Raw genomic sequence first — 17,395 nt, 5'->3', positions numbered from 1 at the left:
CGCTATTGAAATGACTAGATTAATAGAGGGAGTGTTTCCAGTGAAATACAGGGAACTTGTCAGTTTTGATCCGGTAGAATCCGTTATAAAATTGGTAGAAGCAGACCAGCCTCAGGAGGCTATGAGGCTGGTTAAAACTTATGTAATGTCAGATAGTATGGCAAAAACATTAAAAGACATAGTTATTCCCCAGCTGCAGTTCGAAAATTCCTTTGATAATAAGGGTATATTTATCGTTGGCAACTATGGTACGGGTAAATCTCATCTAATGTCAGTACTATCTGCCGTAGCCGAAGATAAAAAGATGCTTGAGCTGGTAAATAACCAAATATTTCAAGAAGCAGCTCAAAGCATTGCCGGCAAATTTGAAGTCTTGAGGTTTGAAATCGGCACTTCAAAGATGGACCTTCGAGACTTAGTTATAGGGCACCTGGAGAAAGATTTGGCAAAAAGAGGCATCGACTACCGTTTCCCATCCATGGAGGAAGCCTCTAATACTAAAGATTACCTTTTAGAGATGATGGCACTATTTCAAGAAAAATATCCTGATAAAGGTTATTTGATAGTTGCGGATGAATTTCTGGATTATCTTCGAGGCCTTACCGAACAAAAAGTAGTCCTTGCGCTTAATTTTCTCCGCGAAATCGGCGAAATATCGAAGAGCTGTCGGCTACGTTTCATAGCAGGGGTTCAAGAATCCCTTTTTGACAGCGGGCAGTTTGCATTTGTTGCCGACTCACTTAGACGTGTAAGGGATAGATATGAACAAGTAGTAATCCGGAAGCAGGACATATCTTTTGTTGTATCAGAGCGGATACTGAAAAAAGATGAACGGCAAAAGGCGTGGATACGAGAACACCTGACCAAGTTTTCCCATCTATATTCAAATATGGCTGATAGATTGGAAGATTATGTAAATCTATATCCAATTCATCCGGCGTATATAGAAATCTTCGAAAAAGTTTACATAGCAGAAAAACGAGAGGTTTTAAAGACCATAACACATACTATCAAAAAAATCTTAGACAAAGATGTTCCTGAAAACGAGACCGGAATCATCTCATATGACTCATACTGGGAGTATATAAAGGAAAATATTTCCGTGCGCTCAGACCCCGACCTTCGGGAGGTAGTGGAAAAAAGCAGTGTATTAGAAGACCTTATACTAAAATCATATACAAGGCCTCAGTACCGACCTATAGCTCTGCGAATCATCCACGCTCTAAGTGTTCACAGACTAACCACTGGTGATATTAATGCACCCATTGGCATAACTGTCGATAACATGAAGGATGACCTTTGTATATATACACCTATGCCTGAAGTAGAGGAAAGTTTTTTAAAGACTACGGTAGAAACAGCGGTCCGGGAAATCTTAAAGACCGTTAGCGGCCAATTTATCTCTTATAACCGAGATAACGAGCAGTACTATCTGGATTTAAAGAAAGATATAGATTATGATGCAAAAATTCAAGCAAAAGCCGATTTCATGGATGATGATATGCTCAATAAATACTATTATGACGCACTGCTTAAGGTATTGAACTGGGAAAGGCCTGAACATAAAACCGGCCGAAGGATATGGCAGTATGAGATTATTTGGGAGGAGAAGAAGGTTGAGCGATATGGTTATCTGTTCTTTGGCGCTCCCAATGAACGCACTACTGCTCAACCCCCTAGAGATTTTTACATATATTTTTTACGCCCATATGGCAACAACGTCTATCAAGGTGAAATTGAGAAAGATGAGGTAATATTTGAATTCATAAACAGAGATGAAAAAGTTGATGAATATATAAAGCTGTATGCTGCTTCTATGGAACTTGCGATGGTATCCTCAGCAGATAGTAAACAGACTTATTTTAAAAAAGCCGAAGGTTATCTAAAGGCAATTGTTCAGTGGATAAAAGAACATGTCAAGGAGTGCTTTATAGTAAAGACTGCCGGCGAGCAACAGACTATACAATACTGGCTAAAAGGTAAAGCTGCCGAAGAGCATACCGTAAAGGAATTTGTGGATATGACTGCTTCTGCATGTCTTTCGACTTATTTTAATGATAAATATCCTTATTACCCAAGATTTTATACACAAGTAACACGCGAGAATATGAAAGAACTTTTTAAAGCAGGATTAAACTATCTTGCCGGAAGAAAAAATGAACTGGGTGCCAAAGTGCTAGATTCTCTGGGGCTTTTGGAAGGTGATATGATTGCACCGGAAAAATCAATTTATGCGCGCCGTTACATCAAGCTTTTAGAAAATTTGCCGGAAAAACATGTGCTAAACAGAGAAGATATCTTAGAATATTTAAGTGAAGTTACACTTGATAAAGAATTTCAATTAGAAGATGTATGGGTCACATTGATACTTTGCGCATTAGTATATAGTGGTCATGCTACTTTGACCATTTCTGGACATACTTTTGATGCTACAAAAATGGAAGAAATAGCTGCCGCCAATCCTGCAGATTTGATTTTATTCAAATACTGTCAGGTGCCGGAAGGTGTCCCTGTAAAAATATTAAAAAAACTTTTCGAAGGGTTGGGGCTGCCGCCTGGTCAAATAACCAATCCCAACACGCGAGAAGCTGCCATAGAAAAAATGCTTGTTCGAGCAGAGGAATTGACCAAAAGGGTAATCGAAACACAGCAATTTCTCATAGGTGATTTGGCACTTTGGGATAAACCTGCAATAGATGAAGATACAAAAGAAAACTATAAGGAAAGCTTAAAAACGCTAAAGGATTTCCTTGATGCCATAAAACAATATAACACCCCCGCAAAGTTAAAGAACTTCAGGTTTTCAGAAGACGAGGTAGCAAGTTCCTTAGCTAACATTGAAATAATGCAAGAAATCTTGAATATAAGGGATTTTAAACTAAAGGTTGATCCTTATGTATCCTATCTTACACGTACATGTATGATACTTAAAGATGATAAGTGGAATCAAAAAGTCCAAAAGGTCCGAGGTGAAGCACTAGACAAGGTACAAAAGCCGCAGGAACTGACAGATACGTATATCAAAGAATATGTAGGTAAACTTCAAGCACTGAAGAAAGAATATATTTCTATTTATATCAAGCTTCATAAAAAATATCGCCTGGATTTAAACGGCGATAAGCAAAAACAAAAGCTTTTAGAAAGTAGATTAAAACATAATCTGGATATGCTTACTTGTGTTGGTGATTTAATTTATCCAAAACCCTATGAAAAAATGTGCAATAGACTTTTGAAATTGAAAACATGTTTTAGCTTAATTGAAGATGATATTAATATGAGTCCATTATGCCCCCACTGCGGATATACACCTGATGAAGATGAGCAGCCGGTATTTGGAGTGGTGGAAGCCATTGAGAAATCTATGGAAGAGCTATTTTTCCAATGGGAAAAGATAGTCCTTGAGATTTTAGAAGATGAAAAAGTAAAGGAGAACATTGCTTTACTAGATAAGCCTCAACGGCAAGCTTTAGAGAGTATTACCCAAAATCAGCGGCTTCCTGATAAAATCGATTCACAGCTTGTTTCAACGATTAATATACTAATGAAGGGTCTTGATAAGGTAGAGATTACCACTGAAGATTTGGTAAGGGCAATATTTAAAGGCGGACCGGTTACTGTATCTGATATGAAACAGCGCTTGAACGATTATATTGATGAGATGGTAAAGGGAATGGATGTCGATCGTGTGCGGATAATGCTGAAATAATGGAGGAATGTAAGTGAAACTAACAAAAGAAATACTTGACAAAGTAAGGAATATTGAAGGCTTTCCACTAGGAAAGGATGAAGATATTATAGCACTTTCGGATCCGCCGTATTACACCGCATGCCCAAACCCGTTCATAGGTGAATTTATAGAAAAATACGGAACTTCTTATGACGAGTCCACAGATGAATACAATGTGGAGCCATATACTGCTGATGTATCCGAAGGCAAGAACGACCCCATATACAACGCCCATTCCTATCATACTAAGGTGCCACATAAAGCCATCATGCGATATATTTTACACTACACAAAACCGGGTGATATAGTTTTTGACGGCTTTTGCGGTACCGGCATGACCGGAGTAGCTGCTGCAATGTGCGAGAATCCTGACGAGGATTTTAAAATAAAATTAGAACAAGAAGCCAGACAGGACGGCAAAACCATAGAATGGGGAGCTAGAAGAGCAGTTCTATGCGACCTATCGCCGGCGGCTACCTTTATAGCATATAATTACAATACCCCAGTGGACGTGGAGGAATTTGAAAAGGAAGCTAAAAGGATATTACAAGAAGTGGAAGATGAATGCGGTTGGATGTATGAAACTAATCATACTATTAATGGTACATCCCAACTAAGCATTGACGGCAAACCCATAAAGGGACGGATAAACTATACGGTATGGTCCGATGTTTTTCTATGTCCTAATTGTATGGAAGAAATGATTTTTTGGAATATAGCGGTAAACAAAAAAACGGGCAAGGTCATGGATAAATTCCACTGTCCTCACTGCGGATTGCTAACTGACAAGAGGAATGTTGAGAAGGCAAAAACAACCATATATGATAAGGCATTAGGCAAGATGATAGAACAGGTAAAACAAGTACCTGTAATGATAAACTATTCAGTTGGCCGCAAAAGATTTGAAAAGACTCCAGATGAGGAGGATTTGAAATTACTCCAGAAGATTGAGGAGATGGATATCCCTTATTGGTATCCTACGGACCGTATGCCGGAGGGAGATGAGTCACGAAGAAATGACATTGCTGGGATAACACATATCCATCACTTTTATACTAAAAGGAATTTGTGGATGTTAAGTGCGATATGCGATAAGGCAAAAGAAAATCTTCGGTCTTTAGTTGCCTTTCAATCTATATGTGCGACTCTTTCTTCAAAGCTTTCTAGATATAATTTAGGTAGGCGAGGTAATGGACCTATCAGTGGAACCCTTTATGTAGCTTCACTACTTGCTGAAGCTAATATTCTTAATACCTTTGATGGAAAGATACGGGACTTTTCCAAAGCATTTTCAATTATTTGTAAAAAACCTTTATCTATAATTAATTGTTCATCTTCGACAGACCTCAAAAATATTCCTAGTAACAGCATCGACTACATCTTCACCGATCCGCCATTTGGAGCAAATCTCATGTATTCGGAGCTCAACTTTCTGTGGGAGGCATGGCTGAAAGTTTTTACAAATAACGAATCAGAAGCCATAATAAACAAAACACAGGGAAAGGGTTTAGTGGAATACCAAAGAATTATGGAAAGATGTTTTAAAGAGATGCATCGGATATTAAAACCCGGGCGCTGGATGACGGTTGAATTTCATAATTCTAAAAACAGTGTATGGAATGCCATTCAAGAAGCAATTATGAGAGCAGGTTTTGTTGTGGCAAATGTCCGCAGTTTAAATAAACAGCAAGGGAGTTTCAAACAGGTTACAACTACAATGGCGGTAAAGCAAGACCTTATAATCTCTGCCTATAAACCCAAAGACCGTTTTGTGCAAGATTTTGTGCGGCAGGCAGGTACTGAAGAAGGTGTATGGAATTTTGTACGCCAACACCTGGAGCGGCTGCCGGTGACGTTGGAAAGCGGCGGAAGACTTGATGTTATTCCGGAGAGGCAAAATTATCTGCTTTATGATAGCATGGTAGCATATCATATTCAGCGTGGGGCGACAGTTCCAATGGGAGCAGCAGATTTTTATCAAGGGCTAAAGCAGCGGTTTCCAGAACGGGACGGTATGTACTTTTTACCGGATCAGGTTAGTAAGTATGAGCAAAAGCGAATGGAATTGGAGTTAAATGAACAGTTATCTTTTCTGATTCTTGATGAGAAGACTGCAATTCAGTGGCTAAGACAAGAACTTTCAAAGGGGCCTAAGACCTATCAGGATATACAGCCTAAATTTTTACAAGAGCTCAAGCAATTGCGTCATGAGAATATGCCGGAACTTGGCGATTTACTACAGGAAAGCTTTCTGCAGGATGAAAAGGGTCGCTGGTACGTGCCGGATACAAGCAAACAGTCAGACTTGGAAAAACTCCGGGAACGGCGGCTTTTAAAAGATTTTGAGGAATATAAGACTGGCCGCGGCAAGCTGCGCTACTTCAGGACTGAAGCCGTTCGGGCAGGGTTTAAGGACTGTTGGAGCAAAAAGGATTATAATACCATTGTTAAAATAGGCGAGCGCCTGCCGGAATCTGTGTTGCAAGAAGACACTACCCTCTTGATGTACTACGATAACGCATTGACTAGACTGGGGGATTAGGAGGAACTTCCCATGAAATCAGCAGTTATTGCAAAACTTAAGCAAAGCCCTATACCATTCATATTATTATATGATATTGATGATATTACTTCATCGGAAGATATCCTAACTTCTATTACCTCACAGGGCTTTCAATTAGTAAATTATGATGATTCCATTGCATTTAGGTATTTTTTCGAGAAAAACTTTCGAGAAAAACCCGATTGCAACGTGAAACTTGTACTTAAGGTGACAGGCTATCACAACTATATGCCATATGATATTGAAAGCAGTTTCTATAATATTACTCTTTCACTTAAGGAATTGTTTCCGGGCCTTTCTTATAGTATATTAAAGGAACTGGACAGTGAGCTTTATAATAGGCTATATAGGGTATATAAGTATATGGGCCAAAACCTTAGCCAGCGGGAAACACTAGATTTTATTTTAAAAAACCTTTTTGGCATATACCCTGAAACAATTAACAAATTTACAGACCTAATAAAGGCTTTGATCGATTTTTACTATGAAAATGATTCGCTGCCTCAAGTAGTTTCAGATTATCTTGCTGATTTACTAATGTGCAAGGAAGATTTTAAGGAATATCCGGTGAAAAAACTATTAGAGGGTGCCGACTCTTTCTTTGATTACCTGCAGGGACAGTGGGAAATCTTTGTAAAGGGTTTAACTAGCACTTTGCCTATAAAAAGTGCGGTGGACTTTTCTCATAAAGATATTAAAATATATTTGGGCAGTCTTTTTGATGAAGGCTATCTAACTCCTGTCCGAAGTGATAACATTGACAACGTGCCTCTGTGGGTGCACCGAGGAATACTGATAGATGAACTTGGCCAACTTAGGGCAATTTATAATAATTTATTGGATCGCCTTTATGATACACTCGATAATATAACTTCTTATAAAGACTGGTTACAAGCAGCAAAAGATTGGGCTGAAATATTGGTTATTTACAATGATGAACGAATCCAAGGAAGGCTTGATGAGAAGGCTTTCATATCGATTTCCGATATGCTAAACAGCAGGTTTCGCACTTGGCTTTTTGACAACTATAATCTATTACCATCATTGTCGTATGCTCGTGCTCCGGTTATGGTTCATCACATCCCCTGGTATATTAACTATAGAATGGGAAAAGATGCTACGCAAAAAGCTGCTCTTATTGTAGTTGATGGTATGGCGCTTGACGACTGGCTTATCATTAGCCGGTATTTGAATCGGAATTCGAGTTGCCGCTTTGAAGAAAAATTTTGTTTTGCTTGGATTCCCACGATTACTTCGATATCCAGGCAAGCGATATTCTCCGGGCAAATTCCTAGGTATTTCGGCAAAACTATTTTCAGCACTAGTGAAGATGAACGTCATTGGAAGAAATTTTGGGCAGAGCGTGGCATTAGACCTGATGCTATTTATTACATGCGAGGCATAAAACATTTTAACGAAAATGGATTAAGAGATATCGTTGAAAACCCTAAATCTAAGATGCTAGGCTTGGTTGTAAATATGATAGATGATATGGTTCATGGTCAGCAAATGCTTCGAGCAGGACTGCATCAAAATCTTCGGCTTTGGATGGAAAAAGAAGGTTTTAAAAAATTCCTGCAGACTCTTTTAGAACGGAATTTTGATGTTTACATTACGTCAGACCACGGTCATGTTAGCAGTGTGGGTCAGGGCAACCTTCGGGAAGGCTTGGCGGTGGATAGGGCCGCTGACAGGGTAAGGATTTATGAACAGGGGAAGAATTATGAAACGGCTTTAAAAAGGTACAAGGCATACAAATGGGCAGGTTACGGTCTTCCTGAGGAGTATAACTATATTATCAGTGACGGATGTTACTCTTACGGCAAGGATAATGAAAAAAATCTTACTCATGGCGGTATTTCCATTGAAGAAGTAATCGTACCATTTATCCATATAAGGAAGGAAGAATAAATCATGCGAATAGTTGGTCTTGACAGATTTTTAAAAGGTGAGTGGCTGGATAAGACGATGGAGATTGCAAGTAATGAAAGCGATATTAGTTTAATAAGAGAGACCTTGGAAGAATACTTGAAACAAGAAATTCCCGGCGATATTACAAGGCGAAAAGCCAGGGATAAGCTGATGGCTATATGGGTAAATATCCCGGAAGAATTAGAATGTATAAAAAGTGAGGCAATTATACTTTCAAATAAAGTCTTTAATCAAGAGCGATTACTGCTTCATTGGACAATGATGTTTGCGGTTTATCCTATTTTTAGGGATATATCTACAATTATAGGCGCTATTACTGATTTTCAAGATGATGTCACTTTGTCGTTGGTGGAAAAGCGCATTTATGAAATTTGGGGAGAGCGCAGCACTGTAAAATATGCAGTACAGAAAATCATGAGTTCAATGGTTGATTGGCAGGTTTTAGAGCGAAGGGGTAATGGTAAATTTAAGAAGAAGACACCTATAAAAATAGAAAATACCTCGCTAAAACTTCTTTATTTAAAAGCGTATCTTTCGGTAAATAACAAAGATTATATAGAATTTTTCAAAGCAAATAATATAAAGAGTGTCTTTCCCTTTGAAATCCAATACAAAATGGAAGATTTTGCATTATCTGATGAATTTGCTTTAGTTAAAATGGGAAGTGATGTGGCCATTTCCCTAGCATAGAATTAATTTTCTTGCTAAATTAAAACATTTATTGCCCAGTTATTTTATTTGGGGGTATGATAGCATGAAACCAATTTATGTGGCGATAGTAGGGCTAAATCATTATTTTGGGTCAAGGATATTTAAACCGGGACAATTCTTGCGACTTGTTAAGGATTTTGAAAATGACTATGACGGAGAAGCAATTATGGCACTGTTAGATCCAGTCGGCATAGTGGGCTATGTGGCTAACAGTGTTCATACCGTTCCGCTTGGATGTTATAGTGCCGGCAGAGTTTATGATACATTTGACACCACAACATATGCAGTGGTGCGATTTGTAACAAAGGATGTAGCCATTGCAGAAATTATTGACAAGATACAAATTGAGATTTATATAGCAGAGGGAATGTCAACATCTAACGAGATAGGGGAATGAAATATTAGTTTAGTAAAATACGCTGCCTATATTATCGCGAGATTACAAAATGTGGCAGAATGTGAATAATAACAACTGTGAAAGTAGGGCACATAATGAAACGTTATCAGAAGGTTTATGAAATGGTAAAATCGCTGTGTATTCAACAGCTTGAGCAAACCGGGAAGATTAAAGGAGTTTGCGCAAAAGAAGTTGCTGAGAGTTTAGATATCTACCGCTCAAATACTTCTGCTGATTTAAACCGTCTGGTAAGAGAAGGTAAATTAAAAAAAACTACCGGAAAACCGGTGCTTTATAGTGTAAACATGGACGATATTGATACAGTAAATGTGCATAAAACTTCAGAGAAATTTAACAATGCATTGGAACAAAACATAATCGATAAAATCATCGGGGCAAATGACAGCCTTAAAACTGCTGTCCTCCAAGCTAAGGCAGCTATTATGTATCCTCCCATGGGTCTTCATACTCTACTTCTGGGAGAAACGGGCACGGGCAAATCCATGTTTGCCGAAGTTATGCTTAAGTATGCCAAACAAATCGGAGTATTTGACGATAAGGCTCCTTTTATTTCATTTAACTGTGCCGACTATGCTCACAATCCACAACTGCTTATATCGCAATTATTCGGAGTGAAAAAGGGAACATATACGGGAGCTGACAGGGATAGGGCGGGTCTGGTCGGCAAGGCTGACGGAGGCATTCTTTTCCTTGACGAAGTTCACAGATTGCCACCTGAAGGCCAAGAAATGCTGTTTTATCTTATAGATAAAGGGCTATACAGAAGGCTTGGCGAAATAGATACAGCACATAAAGCACAAATTCTTATAATATGCGCTACTACGGAAAATCCGGAATCTGCGCTTCTTGCAACCTTTATGCGGCGCATACCTATGGTAATAAAACTTCCGCCGCTTAGAAAACGGACATTTAGCGAGCGATTGCAGCTGATTAGAGCTTTTTTTACGGCAGAATCCGGATACTTAAAGACAGATATACATGTTCCTGCAAATTCAATTAAAGCTTTGATGCTATATGATTGTCCAAACAACATCGGACAGCTTAAAAGTGATATAAAATTAAGCTGTGCAAAAGCCTTCATCCACTATATCTCCGGTAAAGAAAATAATCTGTATATTCGCAGTGAAGACCTGCCTGAGTATGTAAGAAATGGATTATTACATTATAAAGAATATAGAGATAAACTGGAAAAACTCAAATTAGATAGTGAAATGATTTTTGGTGCTAGTGAAGATAAGTCTGAGGCCTATAAAACGACAGATACGTTTAATATCTATGAAGCCATTGAGGAGAAAAGGAGTCTATTAAAGAAGAAGGGGTTAGCTGAAAAAGACATCGACTTAATACTATATCTTGATATAGAAACTGCCATTAAGAAATATATGTCAAAGCTTAATGAGCAAAATATGGAGCAGCTTTACAAGGTGGTTGATAAAAAGGTTGTAGAAGTAGCAAGAACTTTTTTGGCCTATGCCTCAAATAAATTGGGTAAAAATTTCAGCGACAGGGTTTTATATGGCATATCAATGCACGTTTCCAGCACTCTGGAAAGAATTAAAGCCGGCAAATCAATTTTAAATCCGCATACTGAAGAAATTAAAAAGTCTTATCCTGCAGAGTTTAGTACCGCAACTAAGATGCCTGAACTGATAAAAGAAAACTTTGGAATTGATGTACCGCAAGATGAAATTGGATTTATAACTATGTTTTTAATAGCAGAGGATTACACGAAAAAAAAGGATTCGGCAAGAGTAGGCGTTTTAGTTGCAATGCACGGGGAAAGCACAGCTACTTCGATGGTTGATGTAACAGCAAAACTTTTGGGAGAAAGGCATGCCGTAGGATACAACATGCCCCTGGATAAAAAACCGGAGACTTGCCTTGAGGAACTTACGCAACTTGTTACAAAAATTGATGAAGGAAAAGGCGTAATTATCTTGGTAGATATGGGGTCACTGGTATTTTTTGGCGATATAATACATGAACGAACGGGTATACCCATAAAAACCGTAGAAATGGTAAGCACACCAATGGTACTGGAAGCTTCAAGAAAAGCGGCTATGATGTCAAGCCTTGACGAAGTATACGATGCGGTTGTAAATTTAAGCCCATATATCGGGCGCCTTTATTCTAACAGTATTGATTATAGTAATGGCATAAAAGATGATGTAATTGTAACTGCATGTTTTACAGGCGAAGGTGCTGCTTTAAAAATGAAGGGAATGGCAGAAGAAATAATAGAAAAAACCGGCTGTAAGGCAGATATAATTCCTATAGATATTGCCTCAATCGAAGAATACAATAGGAAAATTTCTCAGATAAAGCAAGAAAAAAACATTATAGCAGTTATAAGCTCGGTAAAACCCCAAGATAAAACCCTAACATATTTTTCGCCGAAGGATCTTATTAAAGGTAAGTTCAAAAGCTTCGTATATTCCAAACAACATGATAAGAATATCGAACTCTTAGACCAAATGCGAGAAGTAATAAGAGAAAATGCTAATATTGATGCTGAAAAATATATAGATGAATTTATTGCTTTTTATAAAAATCTAAAAGCTCATAATATAAATCTGAATGAAGATATGCTGGCGGGATTTGTTCTGCACATTGCGTGTGCTATAGAAAAAATTCAAACAGGAAACTTTAAACACCGAACTGATTACAGCCAAACTGATTTTTTGAAAAAAGAATACGAAGAGGATTTTTATATAATCAAGTCAGCCTTACAATCTATGGCGAAATCCTTTGATATCAAATTTCCGGATGAGATATATGCAAATTTGGTAAAGGTTATTCATTTTGTGTGATGATACTTGTGCTGTAATAAATGGTCATATAATAAATAAAAATATACAGTTTTAAAAAAAAGTATCGCAAAACACCTTTGAAGTTTTGCGATACTTGCATTTAAAATCTATTTTCTTAACGAATAAGCCATCCTGCGATATGTGTGTCTTTTTCCTCTTATCGCAATAGAAAGTGCTGCTATATTTTCCGGTAAAGCAATACCGCCATAACCTGCATCACCGATGTGTTGAATATCTGCTCCTGCCATTTTTGACATTAAGGCCATATCTTGTATCACGTTTAAATTCGCACCTTCTTGTGAAGTCCCTATGGCAGTTAAAGCCATTTTTCCAGTTTCGTGAATTGCGCTTATTTGACGGCGGCATAGTTCAAAATCCAATCCGGGTATCGTTCCCGGTGCTCCTATTAAAATAATATCTGCACCTGCCTTAGAAAAGTCTTGGAGCACTTTTGGATCGTAAATATTATCACTGCCGGCACCATGCATCTTCCCTGCGATTATTATAGCTTTATCACCTAAAATATCCGCAGCTTCTTTTATGCCGTTTAAGATATCCTCATTTGTAATTCCTGTTTTGGGATTTCCGGTTATGACTATGTAGTCAAAACCCAGTTCTGACGCTTTCTCCAAATTTTTCTTGTTTAGTTTTCTGCCCTCGCAATAATTAATATTTTTTGGAATCGGCTCCATGTTTACACCCAGCAATCTTCCAACTACATTTTTTATTTTGCGTATATAATCCCTATCAGCAGAATTTCTATGAAGGATTTTTTGAATTTCAGCAGATTTATTTACCATATCAGATGCATCTGATATTGCCAAGTCTTTATCATCTATACCGAAGATGAATGGTGCGTCAAAATCGAATAAATTCAGTGTAATCATATCTGCACCAAAGGCGGCAGCAAGTTCCGGATTGCTTACACCGTATACTATAGGTTGTTTTGCGACATCTGTTTCCGCCATCACTGTTCTGCCTTCTGATGAGCTTATTGATAAAAGCAAATCCTTTTTTGAGATATTCATCATGTCTTCAAAATTCAATTCAAATGTTCTTTTCACAAAAGTTCACTCCAACTTCTATTTATTCTGTCGATTTTTTGTTTTTGAAAGCATTTTCATAAAGCTCAATAAATTCTTCTATAAGGTCCTTTGCCAATGTTGCTGCCATAAGATGATCTTGAGCGTGAATAAGCAGTAGACTAATCTCGTATTTTTCACCGGCAGCTTCTTTATGCAAAATATCACTTTGTACATTATGAGCATTAAGTAATTCCGCTTTAGCTTCATTCATTTTTTGATAAGCACCTTGAAGATTGCCTTCTTTCGCAAGTTGCAATGCCTCAAAGGAGAGACTGCGTGCATTTCCGGCATGAGCTATAATAGCTAAAATGATCTGTTCATAATCCATTTTCAAGAACTCCTTTAATTGTTTATAAGGTTTATAGCAAGATCTAGAATCTTGGCGCTGTCTACTGCTCCATATATAGCAGGTGGAATTATTGTATATTTCTTGCCTCTTTGAGCACATAGGCTTTTTATATATGGTTCTTTATATCGAATTTGTGGACCAACCATAACTATATCATAATCATCAATGACTTGCTCTAATTCCTCAATAGTATTAGCGTCAACTTTAATGTCTTCTATTTTTCGTTTCTCAATTTCCCTTTTCATTTTTTCAACAATCAGGCTTGTCGACATACCGCCTGCGCAAACTAATAATATTTTCATATATTTACCTCCGTTACTTGTTTTGTTTCTTCCTCGAGTTTCATCTTATCCCACATTTTAAGGAATGGATAATAGATGATAGCGGCAATAATAATATTAACTAATTGCAGTATAACGGCTTTCCAATCTCCGGTTGTTAAGAAGCCACTGATAAAAACGGGAGTTGTCCAAGGGACTATTGCATAAGGCCTTGCAACTAAATTAGTTGCCATTGCGGCATATGTCGTAACAGCTGCTGCCAAGGGAGCCAGTATAAACGGAATAAACATTACAGGATTCATTATTATTGGCATACCGAAAGTTATGGGTTCATTAATGTTAAACATTGTGGGCCATATACCAACTTTACCAATAGCTTTTAACTGTGAAGACTTAGCATTTAATAACAAAAGAGCAAGAGCAAAAGTTGCACCGGCACCGCCGACAAAAACAAATACATAAATAAACTGGTTTGTTATAATGTTTGGCAGCATTTCTCCCGCTACTTTAGCTACTGCATTTTGTTCGGATAAAGATAACCATACCGGCCCTAAAAAGACTGCTACAATATCAGCACCTTGTATTCCTACACACCAAAGAAGCTGAATTACAACTATTGCTATGAGAGTGGCAGGTAGAGAAGAGCCTAAGTTCATGATAGGTATACCGAGAACAATGTTAATTGCTTCAGGCAAGGTCAATTTTGTAGTTGTCAATAATACAATGTTAACAATCCAAACTAAAAGCAACGCAACAAATCCCGGAAGCAAAGCTGCAAAAGACCTGGCAACAAAAGGCGGAACCTCAGCCGGCATTTTTATAAAAATGTTTTTCTCCATAAAAAATCTTTGAATTTCTACTGCCAGTATAGCTATTATCATAGCAACGAATAAGCCTTTGCTTCCCAGCCATTCGGCAGGAATATTACCATTATCTGTAGCTGGCATCGAAAGTAAAAATGCTGATACACTTATTATACCGGATGCTAGGCTGTCAAGCTTGTAAGAATTCGAGAGTGAGTATGCAACCGAAAAAGATGCTACAAGTGCAAGGATTCCAAAAGTAGCGTTAGAAACCTTGGAAAGTTCACCGCTAAAAGGTGCAACTGCTGCATCTAGAGCCTCTATAGGCGGGTCAGCTATTATCAAAAATAGAGAACCTACCAGTAAAAGCGGCATTATGGCAACAATTCCCTCACGCAATGCTTTAAGATGTCTCTGCTCCGCAAGCCTTCCTGCGAAAGGCATAAAGTGGTCATTTAAAAAATTCATAATAGCGTCCAAAATAATCATCCTTTCTTTTTTATCTTATAGTATTATCTGAAATTAACATATAAGCAAAAAGCATGCCATATCTTAAAACCTTGATTATATCAAGGCAATTTCACATGTGTATTAATGTGTATTATAAACTAAATACGTAAAATACTAACTGTATAGAATGTGTATTATTGTTTCTGAGAAAAAACTGTAAATGATTCTGCTTGATTGTATTATTTTTTAAAACTGATAAACTTAAATTATCAAAGTGATAAAAACAAAATTTTTACTAAAAGATAGCTTACAGGAGGAAATAAAGTTGGCAAGTATTTTAAAAAGCATGCAGAATACTGTTGAAAAATACGCCAAAGTCTTATCTCAAGTTTTGGGTGTTGATGTGGAAATCGTAGATGATAATTTTGAGCGTATAGCGGGCACAGGCATGTTTTCCGGCAGAATAAACAAGAATATGGAAAATGAAGGCTATGTGTATAAGGATGTCATGAAAACAGGTAAACAGCAAATTATTTCAGAACCCGGCAAGCATGAAATATGCAAAAACTGCCCTAAAATCGCTCAAGAAGGTCATTGTGAAGAAACCTTTGAAATGAGCATGCCCATAAAAATTGGAGAAAAGGTTGTAGGCGTGATGGGCTTTGTGTGCTTTAGCGAGATACAGAAGGAACACATTTTAAGTAATTCAGAGACCTTTATGGAATTTCTAGAGCAGATGTCTGATCTTATTTCATCAAAAGCAAAAGAAGAAATTGAAAAGCAGAATATGCTCACTCTTATAGATATGTTAAATGACATAATCGATAAAATAGATCAAGGGGTCATTGTGTTAGATAAGAATGAAAAAATTTTAAAGGCAAACAGTATAGCAAAGAGTATTTTTAGTATAAATGATACGGCAGATATATTCCCCAAAATAAAAATAAGAGCAACCGGAAATTCTCTTTTAAATATGAAAGAATATGAATTTAAGGCAGGAACTAAAAATTATATGTTAATTGGAGAGGAATATGAAATTTTTGAAGGTGACTTTAATTATAGCAAAGTATTCATATTTACTGATTTAAACTCACTAAAACAGAAAATGTTTTCTGCAACAACTACAAGAGAGAATGTGAATCTCGAAAATATTATCGGTGAATCCGAATCAATAAAAATGCTTAAAAATAAGGTCAAAAAGATCGCTCTATCATCTTCAACGGTTCTTATCACAGGGGAAAGCGGCACGGGAAAAGAGATATTTGCCAGAGCCATACATGCCGAAAGCGATAGAAAAAACAAACCTTTTGTAGCAATTAACTGTGCGGCAGTGCCTGACACACTTCTTGAAAGTGAGCTTTTTGGATATGTAAAAGGAGCGTTTACCGGAGCAGACCCCAACGGCAAAATCGGCAAGATAGAGTTTACTAATAAAGGCACTCTTTTTCTGGATGAGATAGGTGATATGCCTCTTTACCTGCAAGCAAAACTTCTTAGAGTTTTTGAACAAAAAGAGATTGTAAGGTTAGGTTCAAATACGCCTGTGCCTGTCGATGTCAGGATAATTGCCGCAACAAATAAAAACCTTGAAAAACTTATTGAAGAAGGGGCGTTCCGCGAGGATCTTTATTACAGGCTCAATGTCATACCCTTTTATATACCGCCCCTTCGTGAACGTAAAGATGATATACGGGTGCTGACAGATTACTTTGTTCATAAATATTCGGCGCTCTTTAAAAAGAAAGTTATCGGCTTTGAAAGCAAGGTTTGGGATTTGTTATATAGTTACAGCTGGCCCGGAAATGTCCGTGAACTTGAGAATGCAGTGGAGTACATGATAAACATGCTAGACGACAAAGGCATAATAACTGTAAACTTACTTCCTCAAAAAATAAAGAGTGATTTAAATAGAGATGACAGCTTAATTACATTGGAAGAGCTGGAAAAGGGTTTAATAGAGCGTGCCCTTCATTTATATGGAAATACCGTAGCAGGGAAGCAGCAAGCTGCGGATGCGCTCGGTATAGGAATTGCTACGTTGTACAGAAAACTTAAAAAGTATGATATACAATAAACTTACCAATTATCATTTTGATAATCATATATCATTTTGATAAATGATGTCACGCCTTCAACATTAGCCAAAACTGCTTTTAGGTAATTATATTTATCATAATGATAAATATAATCGAAACTTCAAAGAAACAATATAAAAATTAATTATTCGAAAAACCGCTTAAAGCCTTCTGATACAAGGCTTTTATTT

General features: G+C 37.3%; 11 protein-coding genes. 7 read left to right on the top strand and 4 right to left on the bottom strand.

What is annotated here, in order from left to right; all coding sequences use genetic code 11:
• Positions 1–40: 40 nt before the first annotated feature.
• The 6 genes from TEPIRE1_RS09335 to TEPIRE1_RS09310 all read left to right on the top strand — a co-directional run bounded on the left by TEPIRE1_RS09335 (position 41) and on the right by TEPIRE1_RS09310 (position 12,161).
• Positions 41–3,706 carry a DUF6079 family protein gene (locus tag TEPIRE1_RS09335; protein WP_013778923.1) on the top strand — a complete coding sequence of 1,222 codons (3,666 nt, stop codon included), beginning with the start codon at positions 41–43 and terminating at the stop codon, positions 3,704–3,706.
• Between the two features lie 13 nt (positions 3,707–3,719).
• Positions 3,720–6,269, top strand: a complete 2,550-nt coding sequence (locus TEPIRE1_RS09330) for a DNA methyltransferase (protein ID WP_013778922.1) — start codon at positions 3,720–3,722, stop codon at positions 6,267–6,269.
• 12 nt (positions 6,270–6,281) lie between these two features.
• Complete coding sequence (gene pglZ, locus TEPIRE1_RS09325; protein ID WP_013778921.1) at positions 6,282–8,201, top strand: BREX-3 system phosphatase PglZ; 1,920 nt, start codon at positions 6,282–6,284, stop codon at positions 8,199–8,201.
• Positions 8,202–8,204: 3 nt separating this feature from the next.
• Entirely contained in the window at positions 8,205–8,912 is a 708-nt protein-coding gene (locus tag TEPIRE1_RS09320; protein WP_013778920.1) for a hypothetical protein, read from the top strand.
• Between the two features lie 64 nt (positions 8,913–8,976).
• Positions 8,977–9,330, top strand: a complete 354-nt coding sequence (locus tag TEPIRE1_RS09315) for an HIRAN domain-containing protein (RefSeq protein WP_013778919.1) — start codon at positions 8,977–8,979, stop codon at positions 9,328–9,330.
• A gap of 95 nt (positions 9,331–9,425) precedes the next feature.
• Positions 9,426–12,161: a sigma 54-interacting transcriptional regulator gene (locus tag TEPIRE1_RS09310; protein WP_013778918.1), complete on the top strand. Its 2,736-nt coding sequence runs from the start codon at positions 9,426–9,428 to the stop codon at positions 12,159–12,161.
• A 107-nt stretch (positions 12,162–12,268) separates the two neighbouring features.
• Here the strand turns inward: TEPIRE1_RS09310 and TEPIRE1_RS09305 are convergent, their stop codons facing one another.
• Genes TEPIRE1_RS09305 through TEPIRE1_RS09290 form a run of 4 tightly spaced genes read right to left on the bottom strand, consistent with a single transcriptional unit; the run spans position 12,269 to position 15,159 of the window.
• Entirely contained in the window at positions 12,269–13,225 is a 957-nt protein-coding gene (locus TEPIRE1_RS09305) for a DUF7916 family protein (RefSeq protein WP_013778917.1), read from the bottom strand.
• A gap of 22 nt (positions 13,226–13,247) precedes the next feature.
• A complete protein-coding gene (locus tag TEPIRE1_RS09300; protein WP_013778916.1) occupies positions 13,248–13,574 on the bottom strand; it encodes a PTS lactose/cellobiose transporter subunit IIA in 327 nt (108 codons plus the stop codon).
• A 14-nt stretch (positions 13,575–13,588) separates the two neighbouring features.
• Positions 13,589–13,897, bottom strand: coding sequence for a PTS sugar transporter subunit IIB (locus tag TEPIRE1_RS09295; RefSeq protein WP_013778915.1), 309 nt, complete (start codon positions 13,895–13,897; stop codon positions 13,589–13,591).
• Positions 13,894–15,159 carry a PTS sugar transporter subunit IIC gene (locus TEPIRE1_RS09290; RefSeq protein WP_023211563.1) on the bottom strand — a complete coding sequence of 422 codons (1,266 nt, stop codon included), beginning with the start codon at positions 15,157–15,159 and terminating at the stop codon, positions 13,894–13,896. Before TEPIRE1_RS09290 ends, TEPIRE1_RS09295 begins: the two co-directional genes overlap by 4 nt.
• Before the next feature lie 295 nt (positions 15,160–15,454).
• On the opposite strand from TEPIRE1_RS09290, the gene TEPIRE1_RS09285 reads away from it, so the two are divergent.
• Positions 15,455–17,203, top strand: coding sequence for a sigma-54 interaction domain-containing protein (locus tag TEPIRE1_RS09285; RefSeq protein WP_013778913.1), 1,749 nt, complete (start codon positions 15,455–15,457; stop codon positions 17,201–17,203).
• The last annotated feature ends 192 nt before the right edge of the window (positions 17,204–17,395 follow it).

Source organism: Tepidanaerobacter acetatoxydans Re1 (genome assembly GCF_000328765.2).
Lineage (GTDB): Bacteria > Bacillota > Thermosediminibacteria > Thermosediminibacterales > Tepidanaerobacteraceae > Tepidanaerobacter > Tepidanaerobacter acetatoxydans.
Note: the sequence above shows the minus strand (reverse complement) of the source record. Positions and strands in the feature narration are given on the sequence as shown.